This window comes from Streptomyces sp. SGAir0957 (genome assembly GCF_043523415.1).
In genome coordinates this window covers 1183181-1198987 of record NZ_CP027293.1, presented here as the reverse complement: position 1 = coordinate 1198987, position 15807 = coordinate 1183181, and the positions used below count along the sequence as shown (strand labels likewise).

Below are 15807 nucleotides of genomic sequence, written 5' to 3'. Positions count from 1 at the left end.
GGCTCGGTCAGCCGGCCGTCAGGGCTCAGGCGACCAACGTCTGATCGGCCTGCTCCTGGCCGGCCGCCGTGCCGGCGACCGCCGCGTCCGCCGGCACGGCGGTCAGGAAGCGTTCGGCCGTGGCGAGAGCGTCCTCGATCTCGCGGGTACCGGTGGTGACACACAGGGTGTAGGCGACGTCCTCCAGGAGACGCCGGTTCGCGAGAGTGTCGTTCTCGACCAGTTGGACGCGCGCCGTCGCGTAGCGGGACAGCAGCGCACGCAGGATCTGCGGGTGAGGAGTGATCATTTCCGAGAGGCTCCTTTTTGTTAAAGCAACTCGTTCCCCGAGTGTCCCGCCCCGCACATTTCATGCACGTGTGCTTCATACGGACACATGGGCGCACAGGGGTCACAGGGCATACGCCCCGGCCCCGCCCGTCACTCGCCCCGCACATCCTCCTGCGCGTGGACGTTGGGCGAGGTGGCGTCGGCGCCCTCGCCGCGGTGCGCGGCCTCGTCGTCGTCCCGCAGCGGGTCCGTCTCCGCGTCCTCGATCTCGTCCAGGACCTCGTCGGTCGCGGTCCGGGCGGGGCGGGAAGCGTCGCGCCCGCCGTCGTCGTGCGTCGTCTTGTCGTGGTCGTGCGTCATGGTGACTCCTTCGGGACAGGGCGACACGTATGCCGCCAGGTATGTGACCGAGGGGTGGAGCAGGTGTGTCGTACGTGGTCGGCGCGTTACGACTGCAACCGTTCCTGTGCGGTCCGGCGTCGCTCGTTGTTCGCGCGGGCCGCCCGGTCGTTCAGGGCGCTGCCCAGGGCGCGCAGCCGCTCGCCGAGGGTGCGTGGGGCCGCCGGCTCGACGTCGATCCCCGGCCGCAGTCCGGGCTCGCCGTCCGCCGTGGGCAGGAACGTGTCGACCGCGTGGCTGAGCCGCGCCGTCAGCGCCGGGGCGAGCCCGTGCACCTTGTCGGCGGCGATCGCCGCCGGGGTGAGCACGAGGCGGACGCGGCGGCGCTCCACGGCGGTGACGATGCGGTCGGCGGCGCGCCGCGCGTCCATCGAGACGAGCGGGGTCCCCGCCAGGGCGGAGAACCACGCGAACTCGCGCCGCCGGTCACCGCCGAACACGGCGTGCAGATGCGAGCCGGTCCGCATGAGACCGGGGTGCACGGCGGTCACCGAGACACCGTCCCGCGCGGCCTCCACGTGCAGCCCCTCGGCCAGCGCGCCGACGGCGGCCTTGGCGCAGGAGTACGGCAGCAGATGCGGCACGGCGAGCAGCCCGCCCACCGAGCCGATCAGCGCGAGCCTGCCGCCCGCCCGACTCTCGCGCAGGTGGGGGAGGGCTTCGAGGCTCGTGTGCAGGGCGCCCTCGAAGATGGTGCTCATCGCGTCGTCGAAGCCGGCCTTGCCGACGGCCTCCGCCGGGGCGACCTGGATGATGCCCGCGTTGGCGACGACCACGTCCACGCTCCCGCACGCCTCCGCCGCGTCCCGGAACAGGTCGGCGACGCTCTCCCGGTCCCGTACGTCGGTCACGGTGGTGCGCACGGCCGCGCCGGGCCGCCGCTGCTGGAGCAGCTCGGCGGCGCGCTTCAGCTCGGCCGCGTCCCGGGCCGCGAGCGTGACGGTGCAGCCGCGCCGCACCAGCTCGTCGGCGATGAGCAGGCCCAGGCCGCGCGAGCCGCCGGTGACCACGGCGGACAGGCCGTGCAGGGATGCGGGCATGGAGGTCACTCCCAGGTCTCAAGGGGGGATGGGGCCGCTGCCGCCAGTACCCGATGGCCGGGCCACCAATCTGGGGCCACCTTAAGTCCGGGCGCCGGTGGCCGCATTGTGCGCGCGGGTGTGCTGAGCGTGGTGTGCGGGTGAGCGATGTGCGGGTGACCTGAGGCCGGCGTGTTTGAGAAGGCGTCGTCAGGACACCCAGTGCAGTGACCGTCCGGACGGCACGGAGCCCCGTGCCCCTCCGGGCTCGGCACCAGGAGAGGAGACCGTCATGCTCAAGGCCATCGCTGATGTACTGCGTTCGATCGGTGGCGCCATCGCCACCGTCGTCACGCTTCCCTTCCGGGCCGTCGCGCGACTGTTCGGCGGCGCCTCGGCCAGTGCGCACGGAAACCACTGACACGGACCACTGACACACCCACCGACACCTCCGGGGGTCCGCAAGGATTCGCCGGCACATGAGTAGAAATATGCATGTGCAGCGAAGAGAGGTGTGCCGGTACCGCACATGCGGCCCGGCGACACACACAAGAAGGGGCGGACACATGATCACCGTGACGGCGCAGGACCAGGGCCTGGCACCGGCCTCGGCGGCCGAGGAGGCTCTGATCCAGCGCGCCTATGCGGACCCGACGTCGCTCGCGCCCAAGGACGCGCGGGAGGTCGGCAGAAGGTTCTTCGACCGGCTCGCCGAGCTGGAGGAGGGCACGCGCGAGTACAGCTACGTGCGCAACTGCCTCATCGAGATGAACCTGTCGCTCGTGCGGTACGCGGCCTCGCGCTTCCGCCACCGCGGCCAGCAGGAGATGGAGGACATCGTCCAGGTCGGCACCATCGGTCTGATCAAGGCGATCGACCGGTTCGAGCTGACCCGCGAGGTGGAGTTCACCTCGTTCGCGGTGCCCTACATCACCGGCGAGATCAAACGATTCTTCCGCGACACGTCATGGGCCGTGCACGTACCGCGACGGCTCCAGGAGGCCCGGCTCGAACTGTCCCGGGCCACCGAGGAGCTGCGCACACGGCTGGGCCGCTCGCCCTCCACCGCGGAGCTGGCCGAGTTGATGCAGCTGGAGCCCGCCGAGGTCGCCCAGGCCCAGATGGCCTCCAACGGCTACAACAGCGTGTCCCTCGACGCGGCCGTCAGCGGCAAGGACGACGAGTCCGACACGATGCTGGCCGACTTCATCGGCTTCGACGAGGACCGCTTCGAGCTCGTCGAGAACTTCCACTCGCTGGCCCCGCTCATCGCGGACCTCGACGACCGTGAGCGCACGATCATCCATCTGCGCTTCGTCGAGGAGCAGACCCAGCAGCAGATCGCCGACGCCCTGGGCTACTCCCAGATGCATGTGTCGCGGCTGATCTCGCGCGTGCTCACCAAGCTGCGCGCCGGTCTGCTGACCAACGACTGATCCGTCCGGCAGCCCCGGCCGCTCAGGCCCCCATTCGCCCCCGGTCTGTCGGCAGACCGGGGGCGGTTCACCGAAAGGGTGGGGTTAAGCCGGAGAAACGGGGTACCGAAACAGCACAAACCGGTATGAGACAGGAGGCTGGACGTTGACTTCCAAGACCACCACCCCCCGCTACACCGTCCCTGGCATCACGGTGAAGGACGCAGCCTCGGTCATCGAGGTCCTGCAGGAGCGGCTGCACAGCCTGAACGACCTGCACCTGACGCTGAAGCACGTCCACTGGAACGTGGTCGGCCCGCACTTCATCGCCGTGCACGAGATGCTCGACCCGCAGGTCGACCGCGTCCGTGACATGGCCGACGACGTGGCCGAGCGCCTCGCCGCCCTCGGCGGTGTCGCCCAGGGCACGCCCGGCGCGCTCGTCGCCGCCCGCAAGTGGGAGGACTACAGCGTCGGCCGCGCCGACGCGATCGCCCACCTCGGCGCCCTCGACCTCGTCTACACGGGCCTCGTCGAGGACCTGCGCAAGGCGATCAAGACGGTCGGGGAGATCGACCCCGCCACCGAGGACCTGCTCATCGAGCAGCTGCGCGACCTGGAGCAGTTCCAGTGGTTCGTGCGCGCACACCTGGAGACGGCGGGCGGCACGCTCACCACGGCCGGGGCCACCAGCGAGAAGGAGGCCGCCGCCAAGTCGGCGTGACGCCGCGCGCGGCGCCCGCCCCGTGGGCACCCGCATGAGAGAGGGCGTGACCGGTCACCGGTCACGCCCTCTCTCATGTGTCTCACGTGTGCACATGTGTGGACCGTTGCGGTGCACGCGCCGTCCGCCGCCCCCGGCCTACGACGTTTGACGCGCACCCGACGGGAGAATCGCCAGCCATGACCACTGCCCCCGGCGCCCGGACGCCGACCGTGCCCCTGAGCGTCCGCGTGCCGCGCCTGCTCCGCTCCTGTCTCGACGCGCTCGACAAGGTCGAGAACGCCGAATCCCTGGACCGCGTCGTCACACCCGTGCAGAAGGCCGTACGGGCGCTGCCGCTCGGCGCGCTCCGCGACGTGCTCCACGGCCGCCCGATGGGCCATCCGCTCCACCCGCTGATGGTGCAGCTGCCCATGGGCGCCTGGCTGTCGTCCTGCCGTCCTCGACTACGTACCCGGCGCCCGCCGCCCCGCCCGGCTCCTGGTCGGCCTGGGCACGGTGACGGCGCTGCCCGCCGCCCTCGCGGGGTGGGCCGACTGGGCCGAGCAGCACGAGCAGCAGATGCGCACGGGGCTCGTGCACGCCGCCGCCAACGCCACCGCCGTCACGCTGTACGGCGCCTCGTTCCTCGCCCGCGGACGCCACCCCGTGCGCGGCAGGGCGCTCGGCCTCGCCGGACTCGCCTGCGCGGGCGTCGGCGGCTTCATCGGCGGCCACCTCGCCTACCGGCAGGGAGCGGGCGCCAACAAGGCGGAGCCCGTGCCGCACCTGATCGAGCCCGGCTGGCACCGGCTGCGCAAGGTCGCCGAACTGACCCCCGGCAAGCCCGCGCGCTGGATGCTCGGCGAGGTACCCCTGCTGGTGGTGCGCGGCGAGGGCGGCACGGTCGACGTCCTCGCCGACCGGTGCAGCCACCTCTCGGGCCCGCTGTCCGACGGGCGGATCGACGACGGCTGCGTGACGTGCCCCTGGCACGGCAGCGTCTTCCGGCTCGCCGACGGCTCCGTGGAGCGGGGACCCGCGACCGCGCCGCAGCCGTGCTTCGAGACACGGATCGAGGAGGACGGCGTGCTCGCGGTCTCCCTGCCCGGAGCCGGGTGACGGCCATGGCGGGCCTACAGATCAACTGCCTCATCATCGACGCCGCCGACCCCGAACGCCTCGCCGCCTTCTGGTCCGAGGTGCTGGAGCGGCCGATCGTGGGCCGCACCGGCCCCTACGTATGGCTGCGCCGCGAGAACGGCCTGGGCGTCGGCATCCAGCGGGGCGCCGCGCCCCGGCCGGGCAAGAACCGCCTCCACCTCGACCTGGGCTGCCCCGACCCCCTGGCGGAACAGTCCCGCATCGAGGCCCTAGGCGGCCGGCGCCTGCACGCGTACGACGACGCCGGCTTCCTGGTCATGTCCGACCCCGAGGGCAACGAGTTCTGCCTCATCCCGGAGGGCGAGGGCGCGGTCGGCCTGGACGACGAGGGTCGGGCGCACTACCTGGACTGAGCGGCGGGCCCCACCAGGTCCGGCGCCCGCAGCATCTCCGGTGGGACGCCCCACGCGTCGACCAGGTCGAGGGCCAGGGGGCGGAGCTTGCGGCAGAGGTCGTTGATCTCGCGGGTGATGGCCTTGGAGCGCTGGCCGGTCAGACGGCCGTGCTCCATGAACCAGGCCCGGTCCGACTCGATCGTCGTCAGGGCGAAGAGGTCGCACAGGAGGCCGAGCGCCACCTTGTCGTCACCGTCGGGAAGGGTGTGCAGCTTCTCGACGAACGCCTCCAGGACCAGTCGCTCCACATGGGCGTGGGCCACCGCGATGACATGGTCCTGCACCTGGGAGAAGACCGTGCCGGGGCTCGCCTCGCCGGCCATGCCGCGCTTGAGGCGGCGGGCCGCGCCCGCCAGCATGTGCTCCTCGCGGAAGCGCAGCATGGCGAGGTGGTACTCGGAGTCGAGCAGCCCCGCCTCCTGGTCCCAGGCGTCGCCGCCGGGCAGCAGGTCACGTACGCGTTCGAGGAGTTTGTGCGCGGAGGTCTTCTCGATCACGGTCTCCACGGCGAGCCCCGCCACGTAGCGGACCGTCTCCAGCTGGTCCATGTCCCCGAACTCGTGCGCGTAGCCCGTGAGCAGGCCCTTCGCGACGAGCTGGAGCAGGACGTGGTTGTCGCCCTCGAACGTCGTGAAGATGTCGCTGTCGGCCTTGAGCGCGGCGAACCGGTTGACGGCGAGGTAGCCCGCGCCACCGCACGCCTCGCGGCACTCCTGGATCACCCGGGTCGCGTGCCAGGTGCCGAGCGCCTTGGTGCCCGCGGCCCGGGACTCCAGCTCCCGCCTGCTCCGCTCGTCGTCGGTGATGCCGGAGAACACGTCGTGCAGCTGTGTACGGACGACGTCCTGCGCGAAGTGCAGCGCGTAGGTGCGGGCGAGGAGCGGCAGCAGGCGGCGCTGGTGCAGCCCGTAGTCGAGGAGGACCTGCTCCTCCTGGTCGGAGGCGGCCTTGAACTGGCGGCGCCGCTCCGCGTACCTGACGGCGATGGCGAGCGCGACCTTCGACGCGTTGATCGCCCCGCCGCCGACGCTGACCCGGCCCTGGACGAGCGTGCCCAGCATGGTGAAGAAGCGGCGGCCCGGGTTCTCGATGCCGCTCTCGTAGACGCCGTCGGGCGTGACGTCGGCGAACCGGTTGAGCAGGGCCTCGCGCGGCACCCGTACGCCGTCGAACCAGATCCGGCCGTTGTCGACGCCGTTGAGCCCCATCTTGCGGCCGTCGTCCTCGATGCGGACGCCCGGCGCGGGCTCGCCGCCGACCCGGACCGGGACGAGGAAGGCGTGCACGCCGTGGGCCTCGCCGGCCACCTCCAGCTGGGCGAAGACGACCGCGAGTTCGGCGTGGCGGGCGGCGTTGCCGATGTAGTCCTTGCGCGCCGCGTCGTCCGGGGTGGTGAGGACGAACTCCTGGGTCGCGGGGTCGTAGACGGCGGTGGTGCCGAGCGCCTGGACGTTGGAGCCGTGGCCGCTCTCCGTCATCGCGAAGCAGCCCATCAGCTTCCCGGTGACGATGTCCGGGAGGTAGGCCTCGTGGTGGCGCTCCGTGCCGAGCTGCAGGACGGCGCCGCCGAAGAGGCCGAACTGCACGCCCACCTTGACGAGGACCGACAGATCGCCGAACGCGAGCGTCTCGAACGCGGCGATCGAGGCGCCGACGGAGCCACCGCCCCCGTACTCCTTCGGGAAGCCCATCCCGGTCTGGCCCGTGGCGGCCATCTCGACGACGAGCTCGCGGACGCGTTCGCGGTACGCGTCGATGCCGAGCGTCTCGGCCTCCTCCAGCACGGAGGCGTAGGTGGCCAGGTTGGCGCGGACCAGATCGCGGACCTCGGCGTACTCGCCGTCGAGGAGCGCGGTGAGCGCGGGGACGTCGACGGCGGGCTGCACGTAGCCGCTCGGGGGTGTGGGCATTTCGGTGGACATGCCGCTCTGTTACCCGTCCGTAGGACGATCAAGCCGACCGGGCGTTCAGGCAGGCGGGCGTTCAGGCAGGCAGGCGCTGAGGCTCGCGGGGCGCTCAGGGGGTGAGCGCCTTGATGCGCCGCAGCGCCTCCTCGTAGGAGCCGGCCGGACCCAGGACGTCGGCGACACCGGTGATGTCGAACAGCCGCTCCACGGCGCTGCCCGCGGCGACCGCCGGCACGAAGGGCCGGTCCGCCTCGTCGTGCTCGGCCTTCGCGCGCAGGATCAGGTTGAGCAGGGTGCTGTCGGCGAAGCCGAGCCCGCTCAGGTCGAGCAGGGTGGCGTCGGCCAGGGGTTCGGTGCACGCGCGCCGGAAGACGTCGGTGACGTCGGCCACGTCCTCCAGGTCGATCTCATGGCGCAACGTGACGACCGCCACCCGCTCCCGCAGGGTGAGTTCGATGCTCTCGCTGTTACTGACCATGTCCCGACCTTGTCATATGCCCCGACCGTTCCGGAACGGGACGGCTGTGTTCCTCGATACCCGTCTCTCGCGCAAAACACCAGGTCGAGCGGGTTTTCACGGGTGTGAACACGACCCGTAGGAGTGGCCCGGCCGCGCGGGTGTGCGGATAGCGGCGCTGGGCAAGCGGAATGGAGCGGAAGCAAGCGGAACGGCAACAGCGACGAAGTGCAGTCTTTGCACGTGTACAGAGAGAGGATCACGTCTTGATGAGTGCTCCCGGGACACCCGCCCCTATGCGCACGACGTGTGCGCAGGCACGGGCGGAGGTCAGCTGGACCCTCCTTGAGGTCTGCTGCGGGCTTCCGCTGGAGGAGGCGCGACGCCTGCACGACGACGCGCTCCTCGTGGCGACCGAGCTGACGTCCAACGCGATCCGGCACGCGGGCGGGACGACCGCCTTCCACGCGGGCCTGAGCGGTGACGCCCTCTGGATGGGGGTGAGCGACCGCAGTACGCAGGTGCCGCGCCGCACCCACGCGGGGCCGGGGGCGCCGGGCGGATACGGCTGGATGGTGGTGCAGCGGCTCAGCTCGCGCGTCACGGTGGATGTGGAGGACGGTGGCAAGACGGTCACCGCCGAACTGCGGCTGCCCGCCGCACCGGGTGGTTCAGGCCGCCTGTGACTCGTCGCCGGAGCGCTCGGCCGCCGCGCGCTCCAGGACGGCGTCCGCCGCCATGAGCGCGTCGTGGACCGTCCGGGTCCCGGTGCTGACGCAGAGCGTGTAGGTGACATCGTCGAGCTGCCACTGCAGTTCCTGCGTCGGACGCTCCGAGAAGCGCAGCTGTATGTCTGCGTAGCGGCTCAGAAGGGTCCGGATGAACATCGGGTCGGGATTCAGCACGAAACGCTCCCTGTTCTGTTGTCCGGTGGGGTCGACGGAACATCAACTGCCCGGGATTCGCCCGGACATGCCTCCTCAGGCCGCGCCGGCTCGCGCGGCCTGCGTCACACAGGTGACCTCGTGTTCCGTGCTGCGCGACACGAACCAGACGGAGCAGCAGGCGGCTTCGAGCTCGGCGCCCGCGTCCGCGTCGAATCCGGGGAGCGCGGGTATGAGGCCGGTCCGGCCGAGGCCGACGAGGGATCGGTGCGGGCTACGGGTCGTCATCTGCGGTCCTCGCATATCGGCTCGGGTGCGCCGCCCGGTGCGGCGGCACCCGAGTGCCCCCGATCCGCCCGCCGACGCCACTCACTCCTGTGAGCAGCGCAACTTTTTGATCAGACGTGTGGGATCAGCGGCGGCGCAGCTTGCCGAGCAGACGACGGGCCTGCTCCCGCTTGCGCGGGTCGGCCGCCGCGCGCCGCGCCGACGCGATGGTCCGCTGCCCCTGCGGAGAGCGGCTGTACTCCTTGATCCGATTGAGAATGCCGGCCATGACGCCTCCGTTGACGGTCGGTTGACTACGGGAACCTATGGAGTTGACTACGGGGACCTATGGAGCGGTTACCCCCTGATCGGGGCGGGACACGGGCGGCTGCACCTGCTGCACGTCGTCCTCGTCCCAGGCGCTGGTGTCCCGCGGCTCGACGAACAGCTCCTCGTCGCTGGAGTGACCGCCGCTGATGGCCCGCTGACGTGCGATCTCCGCGTCGAACTCGAGCCCGAGCAGGATCGCCAGACTGGACAGCCACAGCCATACGAGGAAGACGATGACGCCGGCCATGGTGCCGTAGGTCTTGTTGTAGGAGGCGAACCCGGCCGCGTACAGCGTGAACCCCGCCGAGGCCACCAGCCAGACGAGGAGGGCGAGGAAACCGCCCGGGGTGACCCAGAGCCAGCCGCGCCCCTTCACGTTGGGAGCGGCCCAGTACAGCAGGGCGATCATCAGCACCAGCAGCAGCGCGAGCAGCGGCCACTTGGCGATGGACCACACGGTCAGCGCGGTGTCCCCGACCCCGAACACGGACCCGACGCGCCGCGCTATGCCACCGGTGAAGACGACGACGAGCGCGCTCAGGGTGGCGAGCAGCATCAGCGCCAGGGTGATGCCGAGGCGCAGCGGCAGCAGCTTCCACAGCGGGCGCCCCTCGGGCACGTGGTAGATCTGGTTGGCCGTCCGCATGAACGCGCCCACGTAGCCGGAGGCCGACCACACGGCGAGGAGGATGCCGACGACGGCCATGACCGAGCCGGTGCCCGCGCGCCCCTGCAACTGCTCGACCGCGTTGGTGAGGATCTCGCGCGCGGCGCCCGGAGCGAGCTTCTCCACATTGTCGAGCACCTTCTGGGTGGCGGACTCGCCGACCACGCCGAGCAGCGCCACCAGGACGAGGAGAGCGGGGAAGAGGGAGAGGACGGCGTAGTACGTCAGGCCCGCGGCCCGGTCCGTCAGCTCCTCCTTCTGGAACTCGCGCAGACTGTGCCGCAGCACCTGGCCCCAGGCGTGCCCGGACAGGTCGGTGGGCTTGTCGGGGGCGGCCTCCTCCACCTCGGGGGAGGGGCCGAAGGCCTCCGGCTGATCGTTCTCGGTCCGCTGTTCCGGCGCGGGGCTCCGCTGTTCTGGCATGGGGTCCGGATGTCCGCCGCACGGGAATTCAGACCTGCCCGGCCTGCCCGGCTCTCCCCGGTCCATCCGCTCTCCCCGGCCTGCTCGACCTACCCGGCCTGCTCGACCTGCTCGGCCTGCTCGGCTCCCGTCCACACCGGCGTCGGGCCCCACGGGGTCGGTCCCGAGCCGTCCGCCCAGGCCTGGAGCTCCTCGCCGTCGACGCAGCGGATGCAGCAGCCCTCGGCGTACTCGATGGCGGGCGCCGTGAACTCACTGGTCGTCACCACCACCGCGAGCTGCGCCCCGTGCACCGACCAGCAGGTGCCGCCGAAGCGCTGGAGGTCCTGGGAGCCGACCTTGTTCGTCGGCCCGTACTGCTTGCACTGCACGACGACGCGGCGGCCGTCGGGCGCGGTGGCGAGGACGTCGGCGCCCAGATCGCCCGCGCCGCCGACGACCTGGACGTCCGTGCACCCGTCGCGCTCGCACAGCGCCGCCACGGCCGTCTCGAACTCGTAGGGGTCGAGCGCCGAGAAGTCGGGCGCGAGGTCCGGAAGGACGGCGGTCCGGCCGTCCTGCGGGGGAGCGGCGACCGTGTCGGTGCGCAGCCGGACGGTGTCACGGTCCTGCGGCGGAATGACCGTGACGTCCGCGGCCAGTGCCGTCTCGGCCAGCTCACGGTCGGCCTGGGCCGCGCCCGCCCGTGCGGCACGGCGCAGTTCGCGGGTGCGCGGCATGGCGCGGAACAGGACATAGAGGACGGGGACGGCGAGCAGGGCCAGGAGCACGGCGGCGAGCGGGTGCGCGCCGGCCCACGCGGCGAAGCGCAGGAAGAGCAGAACGACGGCGCAGATCAGGGCGCCGATCAGAGCGAGCGCGACGAGGGGCCCGGAGAGCCGGGCCGGGGCCGCGGTCTGCGGGTGGCCCGCCGCCTGGGGTCGGGCCGCGGTGCGCCTTGTCTTCCGTATCGGCACGGGATCTCCTGCGTGTCGTCGCCTATTCCTTGATCGACGTGTGCCCCGGCCGGTGCGTTCCATGATCGACAAGACGGATCTGGGCGCCAAGTGGCGCGACGCGCATGTCAGTTGACGATCCGGCAGCCAACTGTGAGTCGTAACACGGTGGTTGCGGGGCATTCGGTCGGCGAGGCCGGGGGACGCGGAACGCACCCGGTGAACGGTCCAGAAAAATCGAGCGAACTGTGAAGGTTTGGCCAGGGATTCGCGGGCACGCGGGGTGGAGATCGCTATGACCAACACATCGAATACATCCAACAACACATCTGAAGCCGCGAACGAAGAGTCCGACGGCACTTCCAGGGAAACCGCCAAGAAGAGCGGCGGCAGCGGCACCGGAACACGGACGCGCAAGCGCGCCGCGCCCGAGCGCCCGCAGCGCCCCAAGCGCCTGCGGCCCACCGAGGCGCTGCGCGAGGCGCGGGACCAGCTGACGGAGCTGACCGGCAAGGAGGTCGACTCGGTCGCCTCGTTCCGCGCCACCGACGAGGGGTGGGTGCTCGAGGTCGAGGTCCTGGAGCTGTCCAGGGTGCCCGACACGATGAGCCTGCTCGCCACTTACGAGGTCGCCCTGGATCACGAGGGGATCCTCACCGGCTACCGGCGCGTCAGGCGCTACGAGCGCGGCCGCTCCGACGACCGCCGCTGACCGGCGGACACCCCGAGAAGCGCATGACAGGGAGGAATCGCACATGACAGTCGCAACGACCCAGCAGGGCGGCGGAGGCGGCGGGACCAGTGGTCTCTACGACGTCCTCGAGCTGGTCCTCGACCGCGGCCTGGTGATCGACGCGTTCGTCCGCGTCTCGCTGGTCGGCATCGAGATCCTGAAGATCGACATTCGCGTCGTGGTCGCCAGCGTGGACACGTATCTGCGCTTCGCCGAGGCCTGCAACCGCCTCGACCTGGAGACCGGCAGCAAGAAGCCGTCCGGCCTCACGGACATCATCGGCGACACGATGGAGTCCGGCGCCCACGGCAAGACCAAGGGCGCGCTCTCCGGTGCGGCCGAGACCATATCCGACGCCTTCTCGCAGGCCCGCGAGGAGAACAAGGCCCCGAGCCGGCGCCGCAGCTCGACGAGCCGCCGTAAGGAGGAGCAGGAGTGAGCACGTACGTCTACGGCATCGCCGACGCCGACCACCCGAGCCTGCCCGATGGCATGGAGGGCATCGGAGCCCCCGCGCTGACCGTCCGCATCGTCAAGGGCGGCGGCCTGGCCGCGATCGTCAGCGACGCGCCCGACAACCTCCGGCCCAAGCGGCGCGACCTCCTCGCCCACCAGAACGTCCTGTCCGAGGCGGGCGGCGGCGGCACCGTGCTGCCCATGCGCTTCGGCAGCGTCGCCGAGGACGACGCCGCGGTCGCGACCGCCCTGGAGGAGCGGGTGGCGCACTACCAGGAGCGGCTCGCCGCACTGCGCGACCGCGTCGAGTACAACGTCAAGGTCCAGCACGAGGAAGAGGCCGTGCTGCGCACCGTCATGGCGGAGAACGACGACGTGCGCGCCCTGGCCCTGCGCAACCGTGACGCCGGCGGCGGCAGTCACGAGGACAAGCTCCAGCTCGGCGAGGCCGTCGCCAAGGCCGTGCAGGCGCGCGAGGCGCACGACGGCGCGATGGTCCGCGCGACCCTCGAACCGCGGGCGGACGCCGTCAGCGAGGGGCCCGAGTCCACGGGCTGGATCAGCAACCTCTCCTTCCTCGTCGACCGCGGTTCCTCCGAGAACCTCCTCGGCGCCATCGAGGAGATCCGGCAGTCCTCCCCGCACCTCGTCTTCCGTGTCAACGGCCCGCTGCCGCCCTACAGCTTCGTGGAGGAGACGCCCGCGACCTCCGTCACCTCGGGGTGAGACCCCCGTGGGGCTGCTGAGCCAGGTGCTCCTGCTGCCGCTCGCACCCGTACGGGGCTCCATGTGGGTCCTCGACCAGGTGGTCGCGCAGGCGGAGAGCGAGTACTACGACCCTTCGGCGATCCAGGCGCAACTAGCCGCCCTGGAGAAGCAGTTGGAGGCGGGCGAGATCGACGAGGAGACGTTCGACCGGATGGAGGACGAACTCCTCGACCGGCTGGAGGCCAGCCGGAACAGACAGACAGGCGCGTGACGCCGCAACACCCCTTCGGGCGTCACCTCTAGGCGCGTGAAGCCTTACGTGCAGGAACGGACACACACCATGAACCGAACAGCAGTCGGCCTCGCGGTAGGCGCCGGGTACGTCCTCGGACGTACCAAGAAGATGAAGCTGGCCTTCGCCGTCGGCACCATGGTCGCCGGCAAGAAGCTCCAGCTCAGTCCCAAGGCGGTCATGGACCTGGTCCGTACCCAGTTGGACAAGAACCCTCAGTTCCAGGAGCTCGGCGGACAGCTGCGCGACGACTTCCGGGGCGTCGGCAAGGCCGCCACCGGAGCCATCCTCGAACGGCAGATGGAGGGCCTGGCCAACCGGCTGCACAGCAGCACGGCCGGTGTCCGCGACCGCCTCCAGGGCGGTGGCGGCGGCGGTGACGAGGAGCGGGACGCCGAGGACCGCGCCGACGAGGGCCGCGAGGACGAGGACCGCGACGAGCGGGACGAGCAGGACGCGCCCGAGCAGAAGGAGGAGCGCCCGGCGCCCCGCAAGCGCGCCCCGGCCAAGAAGTCCACGTCGTCCGGCTCGGGCTCGTCGGCTTCGTCGGGTTCGTCCGGCCGCCGCAAGGCGGACCAGGGCGGCCGTTCGCGCGGCACCGCCGCCAAGAAGACCGCGAAGAAGACGGCCTCGTCCGGGACGTCCGGCGCGGCCAAGAAGACCGCCGGGACCGCCCGCCGGTCCTCGCGCACCGCCTCGAAGGGAGGCCGCAGCAATGGCTGAGCAGTCCGGGACGAACCCGCTCAAGGACCTCGCCCGCAGCGAGGCGGCCGACCGCCTGAAGGCCGAGGCGCAGGACTACCTCGCCGCCAAGGCGACGCACCTGCTGACCGGGGTCGGCCGCAAGCTCGGCCAGACCACGGGCAAGCTCAACGACATAGCCGAGGGCAACAGCCCCGGCTTCGCCAAGATGGCCCTCAACGGCGGCCGCAAGCTCGCCGAGGGCAAAGGCCCCGTCCGCGCGGCCGTCGAGACCGGCGCCGGACACCTCAAGGACAACGTGGTCGAGGGGGTGAAGGGCCTCTTCGGCAAGGGCGGCAAGGGCAAGTCCAAGTCCGGCGGCGGGCAGAAGCCGACCGTCATCCTGGAGAGCATCGACGTCGGCGTCGACCTGCGCACCGCCTACGACCAGTGGACCCAGTACCAGGAGTTCTCCACCTTCGCGCGCGGCGTCAAGAACGCCAACCGCGCGGACGACGTGACCTCCGACTGGCAGATGAAGATCTTCTGGTCGAGCCGCAGCTGGAAGGCGCACACCACCGAACAGGTGCCGGACCAGCGCATCAGCTGGAGCTCCGAAGGCGCCAAGGGCACCACGAAGGGTGTCATCACCTTCCACGAACTGGGCGAGAACCTCACCCGGGTGCTCCTTGTCATCGAGTACTACCCGAAGGGCCTCTTCGAGAAGACGGGCAACATCTGGCGTGCCCAGGGCCGCCGCGCCCGCCTCGACCTGAAGAACTTCGCGCGCTTCATCACCATCAAGGGCGAGGCGACGGACGGCTGGCGCGGCGAGATCCGCGACGGCGAGGTCGTCCGCAGCCACGACGACGCGGTGGCGGCGGAGGAAGAGGAACGCTCCCAGGACCAGGACGGGCAGGACCAGGACGAGCAGGAGCAGGGCGAGGACGCGCAGGCCGAGGACGCGTACGACGACGAGGAGGAGTACTCCGAGCCGGAGGACGCCGACGAGGGCGAGTACGCCGACGAGGCCGACGAGGAGCCGGAGGAAGAGGCCGAGGACGCCGAGTACCTCGACGAGGACGAGCCGGCCGACGAGGACCCCGAGGCCGAGGCCGAGGCCGACGACGGCGAGTACGCCGACGAGGACGCCGAGTACGCGGACGAGGCCCCGGAAGAGGACGCCGAGTACGCCGACGAGGAGCCGGAGGAAGAGGCCGAGGAGGCCGAGTACCTCGACGAGGACGAGCCGGCCGACGAGGACGACGAGGAGTCCGACGAGAAGTCCGGCCGGCGTGAGCACGCAGCAGCCCGGAGCCGTTGATGACTACCGCGAGCCGGTTCCCCGATTCCCCCCTCGGCGGGGGGAGTTCGGGGGCCAATCTGGCCGACATCCTGGAGCGGGTGCTCGACAAGGGCATTGTGATCGCGGGTGACATCCGCATCAACCTGCTCGACATCGAGCTGCTCACGATCAAGCTGCGGCTGATCGTCGCCTCCATCGACAAGGCGAAGGAGATGGGCATCGACTGGTGGGAGGACGACCCCGCCCTGTCGTCCGGCGCCCGCCGCAAGGAACTCGCCCGGGAGAACGCCGAGTTGCGCGAGCGCATCGCCGCCCTGGAGGGCGGCGGCACGTCCGAGGCGCTCGACGAGGCCCCCTCGTCCCGGCAGAAGGAACCGCGTGATGAATGAGCAGGAG

23 protein-coding genes are annotated in these 15807 nt (G+C 71.1%); 13 read left to right on the top strand and 10 right to left on the bottom strand.

Features of this window, described 5'->3' with window-relative positions; genetic code table 11:
• Positions 1 to 25 precede the first annotated feature (25 nt).
• The 3 genes from C1N81_RS10730 to C1N81_RS10720 form a co-directional block, all read right to left on the bottom strand.
• Positions 26 to 289, bottom strand: coding sequence for a DUF5133 domain-containing protein (locus C1N81_RS10730; RefSeq protein WP_394428539.1), 264 nt, complete (start codon positions 287 to 289; stop codon positions 26 to 28).
• A gap of 131 nt (positions 290 to 420) precedes the next feature.
• A complete protein-coding gene (locus tag C1N81_RS10725; protein WP_394428538.1) occupies positions 421 to 630 on the bottom strand; it encodes a hypothetical protein in 210 nt (69 codons plus the stop codon).
• Between the two features lie 86 nt (positions 631 to 716).
• Positions 717 to 1709 carry an SDR family NAD(P)-dependent oxidoreductase gene (locus tag C1N81_RS10720; RefSeq protein ID WP_394428537.1) on the bottom strand — a complete coding sequence of 331 codons (993 nt, stop codon included), beginning with the start codon at positions 1707 to 1709 and terminating at the stop codon, positions 717 to 719.
• 271 nt (positions 1710 to 1980) lie between these two features.
• On the opposite strand from C1N81_RS10720, the gene C1N81_RS10715 reads away from it, so the two are divergent.
• The 5 genes from C1N81_RS10715 (at position 1981) to C1N81_RS10695 (ending at position 5323) form a co-directional block, all read left to right on the top strand.
• Positions 1981 to 2109, top strand: coding sequence for an LPFR motif small protein (locus C1N81_RS10715; protein ID WP_275410205.1), 129 nt, complete (start codon positions 1981 to 1983; stop codon positions 2107 to 2109).
• A 145-nt stretch (positions 2110 to 2254) separates the two neighbouring features.
• On the top strand, positions 2255 to 3124 hold the full coding sequence (locus C1N81_RS10710; RefSeq protein WP_394428536.1) for a SigB/SigF/SigG family RNA polymerase sigma factor: 870 nt from the start codon (positions 2255 to 2257) through the stop codon (positions 3122 to 3124).
• A gap of 145 nt (positions 3125 to 3269) precedes the next feature.
• Complete coding sequence (dps, locus tag C1N81_RS10705) at positions 3270 to 3827, top strand: DNA starvation/stationary phase protection protein Dps (RefSeq protein WP_394428535.1); 558 nt, start codon at positions 3270 to 3272, stop codon at positions 3825 to 3827.
• A 498-nt stretch (positions 3828 to 4325) separates the two neighbouring features.
• Positions 4326 to 4928: a Rieske (2Fe-2S) protein gene (locus tag C1N81_RS10700; protein WP_394428534.1), complete on the top strand. Its 603-nt coding sequence runs from the start codon at positions 4326 to 4328 to the stop codon at positions 4926 to 4928.
• 5 nt (positions 4929 to 4933) lie between these two features.
• Complete coding sequence (locus C1N81_RS10695; RefSeq protein ID WP_394428533.1) at positions 4934 to 5323, top strand: VOC family protein; 390 nt, start codon at positions 4934 to 4936, stop codon at positions 5321 to 5323.
• Here C1N81_RS10695 and C1N81_RS10690 read toward each other — a convergent pair.
• Positions 5311 to 7287 (bottom strand): acyl-CoA dehydrogenase family protein, encoded by a 1977-nt coding sequence (locus C1N81_RS10690; protein ID WP_394428532.1) that lies wholly within the window; start codon positions 7285 to 7287, stop codon positions 5311 to 5313. The genes C1N81_RS10695 and C1N81_RS10690 overlap by 13 nt on opposite strands.
• Before the next feature lie 94 nt (positions 7288 to 7381).
• Entirely contained in the window at positions 7382 to 7750 is a 369-nt protein-coding gene (locus tag C1N81_RS10685) for an STAS domain-containing protein (RefSeq protein WP_394428531.1), read from the bottom strand.
• A 275-nt stretch (positions 7751 to 8025) separates the two neighbouring features.
• Between C1N81_RS10685 and C1N81_RS10680 the strand changes: the two genes are divergently transcribed.
• Positions 8026 to 8415 carry an ATP-binding protein gene (locus tag C1N81_RS10680; RefSeq protein ID WP_394428530.1) on the top strand — a complete coding sequence of 130 codons (390 nt, stop codon included), beginning with the start codon at positions 8026 to 8028 and terminating at the stop codon, positions 8413 to 8415.
• Here C1N81_RS10680 and C1N81_RS10675 read toward each other — a convergent pair.
• The 5 genes from C1N81_RS10675 to C1N81_RS10655 form a co-directional block, all read right to left on the bottom strand.
• Positions 8401 to 8634: a DUF5133 domain-containing protein gene (locus C1N81_RS10675; protein ID WP_394428529.1), complete on the bottom strand. Its 234-nt coding sequence runs from the start codon at positions 8632 to 8634 to the stop codon at positions 8401 to 8403. The genes C1N81_RS10680 and C1N81_RS10675 overlap by 15 nt on opposite strands.
• A 75-nt stretch (positions 8635 to 8709) precedes the next feature.
• Positions 8710 to 8901 carry a hypothetical protein gene (locus tag C1N81_RS10670; RefSeq protein ID WP_394428528.1) on the bottom strand — a complete coding sequence of 64 codons (192 nt, stop codon included), beginning with the start codon at positions 8899 to 8901 and terminating at the stop codon, positions 8710 to 8712.
• Between the two features lie 124 nt (positions 8902 to 9025).
• Positions 9026 to 9169 carry a hypothetical protein gene (locus tag C1N81_RS10665; protein WP_394428527.1) on the bottom strand — a complete coding sequence of 48 codons (144 nt, stop codon included), beginning with the start codon at positions 9167 to 9169 and terminating at the stop codon, positions 9026 to 9028.
• Between the two features lie 57 nt (positions 9170 to 9226).
• A complete protein-coding gene (locus tag C1N81_RS10660) occupies positions 9227 to 10300 on the bottom strand; it encodes a YihY/virulence factor BrkB family protein (RefSeq protein WP_394428526.1) in 1074 nt (357 codons plus the stop codon).
• Between the two features lie 89 nt (positions 10301 to 10389).
• Positions 10390 to 11256, bottom strand: a complete 867-nt coding sequence (locus C1N81_RS10655) for a restriction endonuclease (protein WP_394428525.1) — start codon at positions 11254 to 11256, stop codon at positions 10390 to 10392.
• 274 nt (positions 11257 to 11530) lie between these two features.
• Between C1N81_RS10655 and gvpO the strand changes: the two genes are divergently transcribed.
• The 7 genes from gvpO (at position 11531) to C1N81_RS10620 (ending at position 15800) form a co-directional block, all read left to right on the top strand.
• Positions 11531 to 11947 (top strand): gas vesicle protein GvpO, encoded by a 417-nt coding sequence (gene gvpO, locus C1N81_RS10650; protein ID WP_394428524.1) that lies wholly within the window; start codon positions 11531 to 11533, stop codon positions 11945 to 11947.
• A 43-nt stretch (positions 11948 to 11990) separates the two neighbouring features.
• Positions 11991 to 12407, top strand: coding sequence for a gas vesicle structural protein GvpA (locus C1N81_RS10645; protein WP_394428523.1), 417 nt, complete (start codon positions 11991 to 11993; stop codon positions 12405 to 12407).
• On the top strand, positions 12404 to 13150 hold the full coding sequence (locus C1N81_RS10640; RefSeq protein ID WP_394428522.1) for a GvpL/GvpF family gas vesicle protein: 747 nt from the start codon (positions 12404 to 12406) through the stop codon (positions 13148 to 13150). The genes C1N81_RS10645 and C1N81_RS10640 overlap by 4 nt, the downstream gene beginning before the upstream one ends.
• Before the next feature lie 7 nt (positions 13151 to 13157).
• Positions 13158 to 13403 (top strand): gas vesicle protein GvpG, encoded by a 246-nt coding sequence (locus C1N81_RS10635; protein WP_394428521.1) that lies wholly within the window; start codon positions 13158 to 13160, stop codon positions 13401 to 13403.
• Positions 13404 to 13472: 69 nt separating this feature from the next.
• Complete coding sequence (locus C1N81_RS10630) at positions 13473 to 14147, top strand: DNA primase (protein ID WP_394428520.1); 675 nt, start codon at positions 13473 to 13475, stop codon at positions 14145 to 14147.
• Positions 14140 to 15429 (top strand): SRPBCC family protein, encoded by a 1290-nt coding sequence (locus C1N81_RS10625; RefSeq protein ID WP_394428519.1) that lies wholly within the window; start codon positions 14140 to 14142, stop codon positions 15427 to 15429. Before C1N81_RS10630 ends, C1N81_RS10625 begins: the two co-directional genes overlap by 8 nt.
• Positions 15429 to 15800, top strand: a complete 372-nt coding sequence (locus C1N81_RS10620; RefSeq protein WP_394428518.1) for a gas vesicle protein — start codon at positions 15429 to 15431, stop codon at positions 15798 to 15800. The genes C1N81_RS10625 and C1N81_RS10620 overlap by 1 nt, the downstream gene beginning before the upstream one ends.
• Positions 15801 to 15807 lie beyond the last annotated feature (7 nt).

What these genes read in the sequence shown, in the direction of transcription:
- C1N81_RS10685 (WP_394428531.1), bottom strand. Translation starts at nt 7,750, where the DNA reads ATGGTCAGTAACAGCGAGAGCATCGAACTCACCCTGCGGGAGCGGGTG.
- C1N81_RS10725 (WP_394428538.1), bottom strand. Translation starts at nt 630, where the DNA reads ATGACGCACGACCACGACAAGACGACGCACGACGACGGCGGGCGCGAC.
- C1N81_RS10690 (WP_394428532.1), bottom strand. Translation starts at nt 7,287, where the DNA reads ATGTCCACCGAAATGCCCACACCCCCGAGCGGCTACGTGCAGCCCGCC.
- C1N81_RS10680 (WP_394428530.1), top strand. Translation starts at nt 8,026, where the DNA reads ATGCGCACGACGTGTGCGCAGGCACGGGCGGAGGTCAGCTGGACCCTC.
- C1N81_RS10625 (WP_394428519.1), top strand. Translation starts at nt 14,140, where the DNA reads ATGGCTGAGCAGTCCGGGACGAACCCGCTCAAGGACCTCGCCCGCAGC.
- gvpO (WP_394428524.1), top strand. Translation starts at nt 11,531, where the DNA reads ATGACCAACACATCGAATACATCCAACAACACATCTGAAGCCGCGAAC.
- C1N81_RS10630 (WP_394428520.1), top strand. Translation starts at nt 13,473, where the DNA reads ATGAACCGAACAGCAGTCGGCCTCGCGGTAGGCGCCGGGTACGTCCTC.
- C1N81_RS10620 (WP_394428518.1), top strand. Translation starts at nt 15,429, where the DNA reads ATGACTACCGCGAGCCGGTTCCCCGATTCCCCCCTCGGCGGGGGGAGT.
- C1N81_RS10695 (WP_394428533.1), top strand. Translation starts at nt 4,934, where the DNA reads ATGGCGGGCCTACAGATCAACTGCCTCATCATCGACGCCGCCGACCCC.
- C1N81_RS10710 (WP_394428536.1), top strand. Translation starts at nt 2,255, where the DNA reads ATGATCACCGTGACGGCGCAGGACCAGGGCCTGGCACCGGCCTCGGCG.
- C1N81_RS10665 (WP_394428527.1), bottom strand. Translation starts at nt 9,169, where the DNA reads ATGGCCGGCATTCTCAATCGGATCAAGGAGTACAGCCGCTCTCCGCAG.
- C1N81_RS10730 (WP_394428539.1), bottom strand. Translation starts at nt 289, where the DNA reads ATGATCACTCCTCACCCGCAGATCCTGCGTGCGCTGCTGTCCCGCTAC.
- C1N81_RS10715 (WP_275410205.1), top strand. Translation starts at nt 1,981, where the DNA reads ATGCTCAAGGCCATCGCTGATGTACTGCGTTCGATCGGTGGCGCCATC.
- C1N81_RS10720 (WP_394428537.1), bottom strand. Translation starts at nt 1,709, where the DNA reads ATGCCCGCATCCCTGCACGGCCTGTCCGCCGTGGTCACCGGCGGCTCG.
- C1N81_RS10660 (WP_394428526.1), bottom strand. Translation starts at nt 10,300, where the DNA reads ATGCCAGAACAGCGGAGCCCCGCGCCGGAACAGCGGACCGAGAACGAT.
- C1N81_RS10645 (WP_394428523.1), top strand. Translation starts at nt 11,991, where the DNA reads ATGACAGTCGCAACGACCCAGCAGGGCGGCGGAGGCGGCGGGACCAGT.
- C1N81_RS10670 (WP_394428528.1), bottom strand. Translation starts at nt 8,901, where the DNA reads ATGACGACCCGTAGCCCGCACCGATCCCTCGTCGGCCTCGGCCGGACC.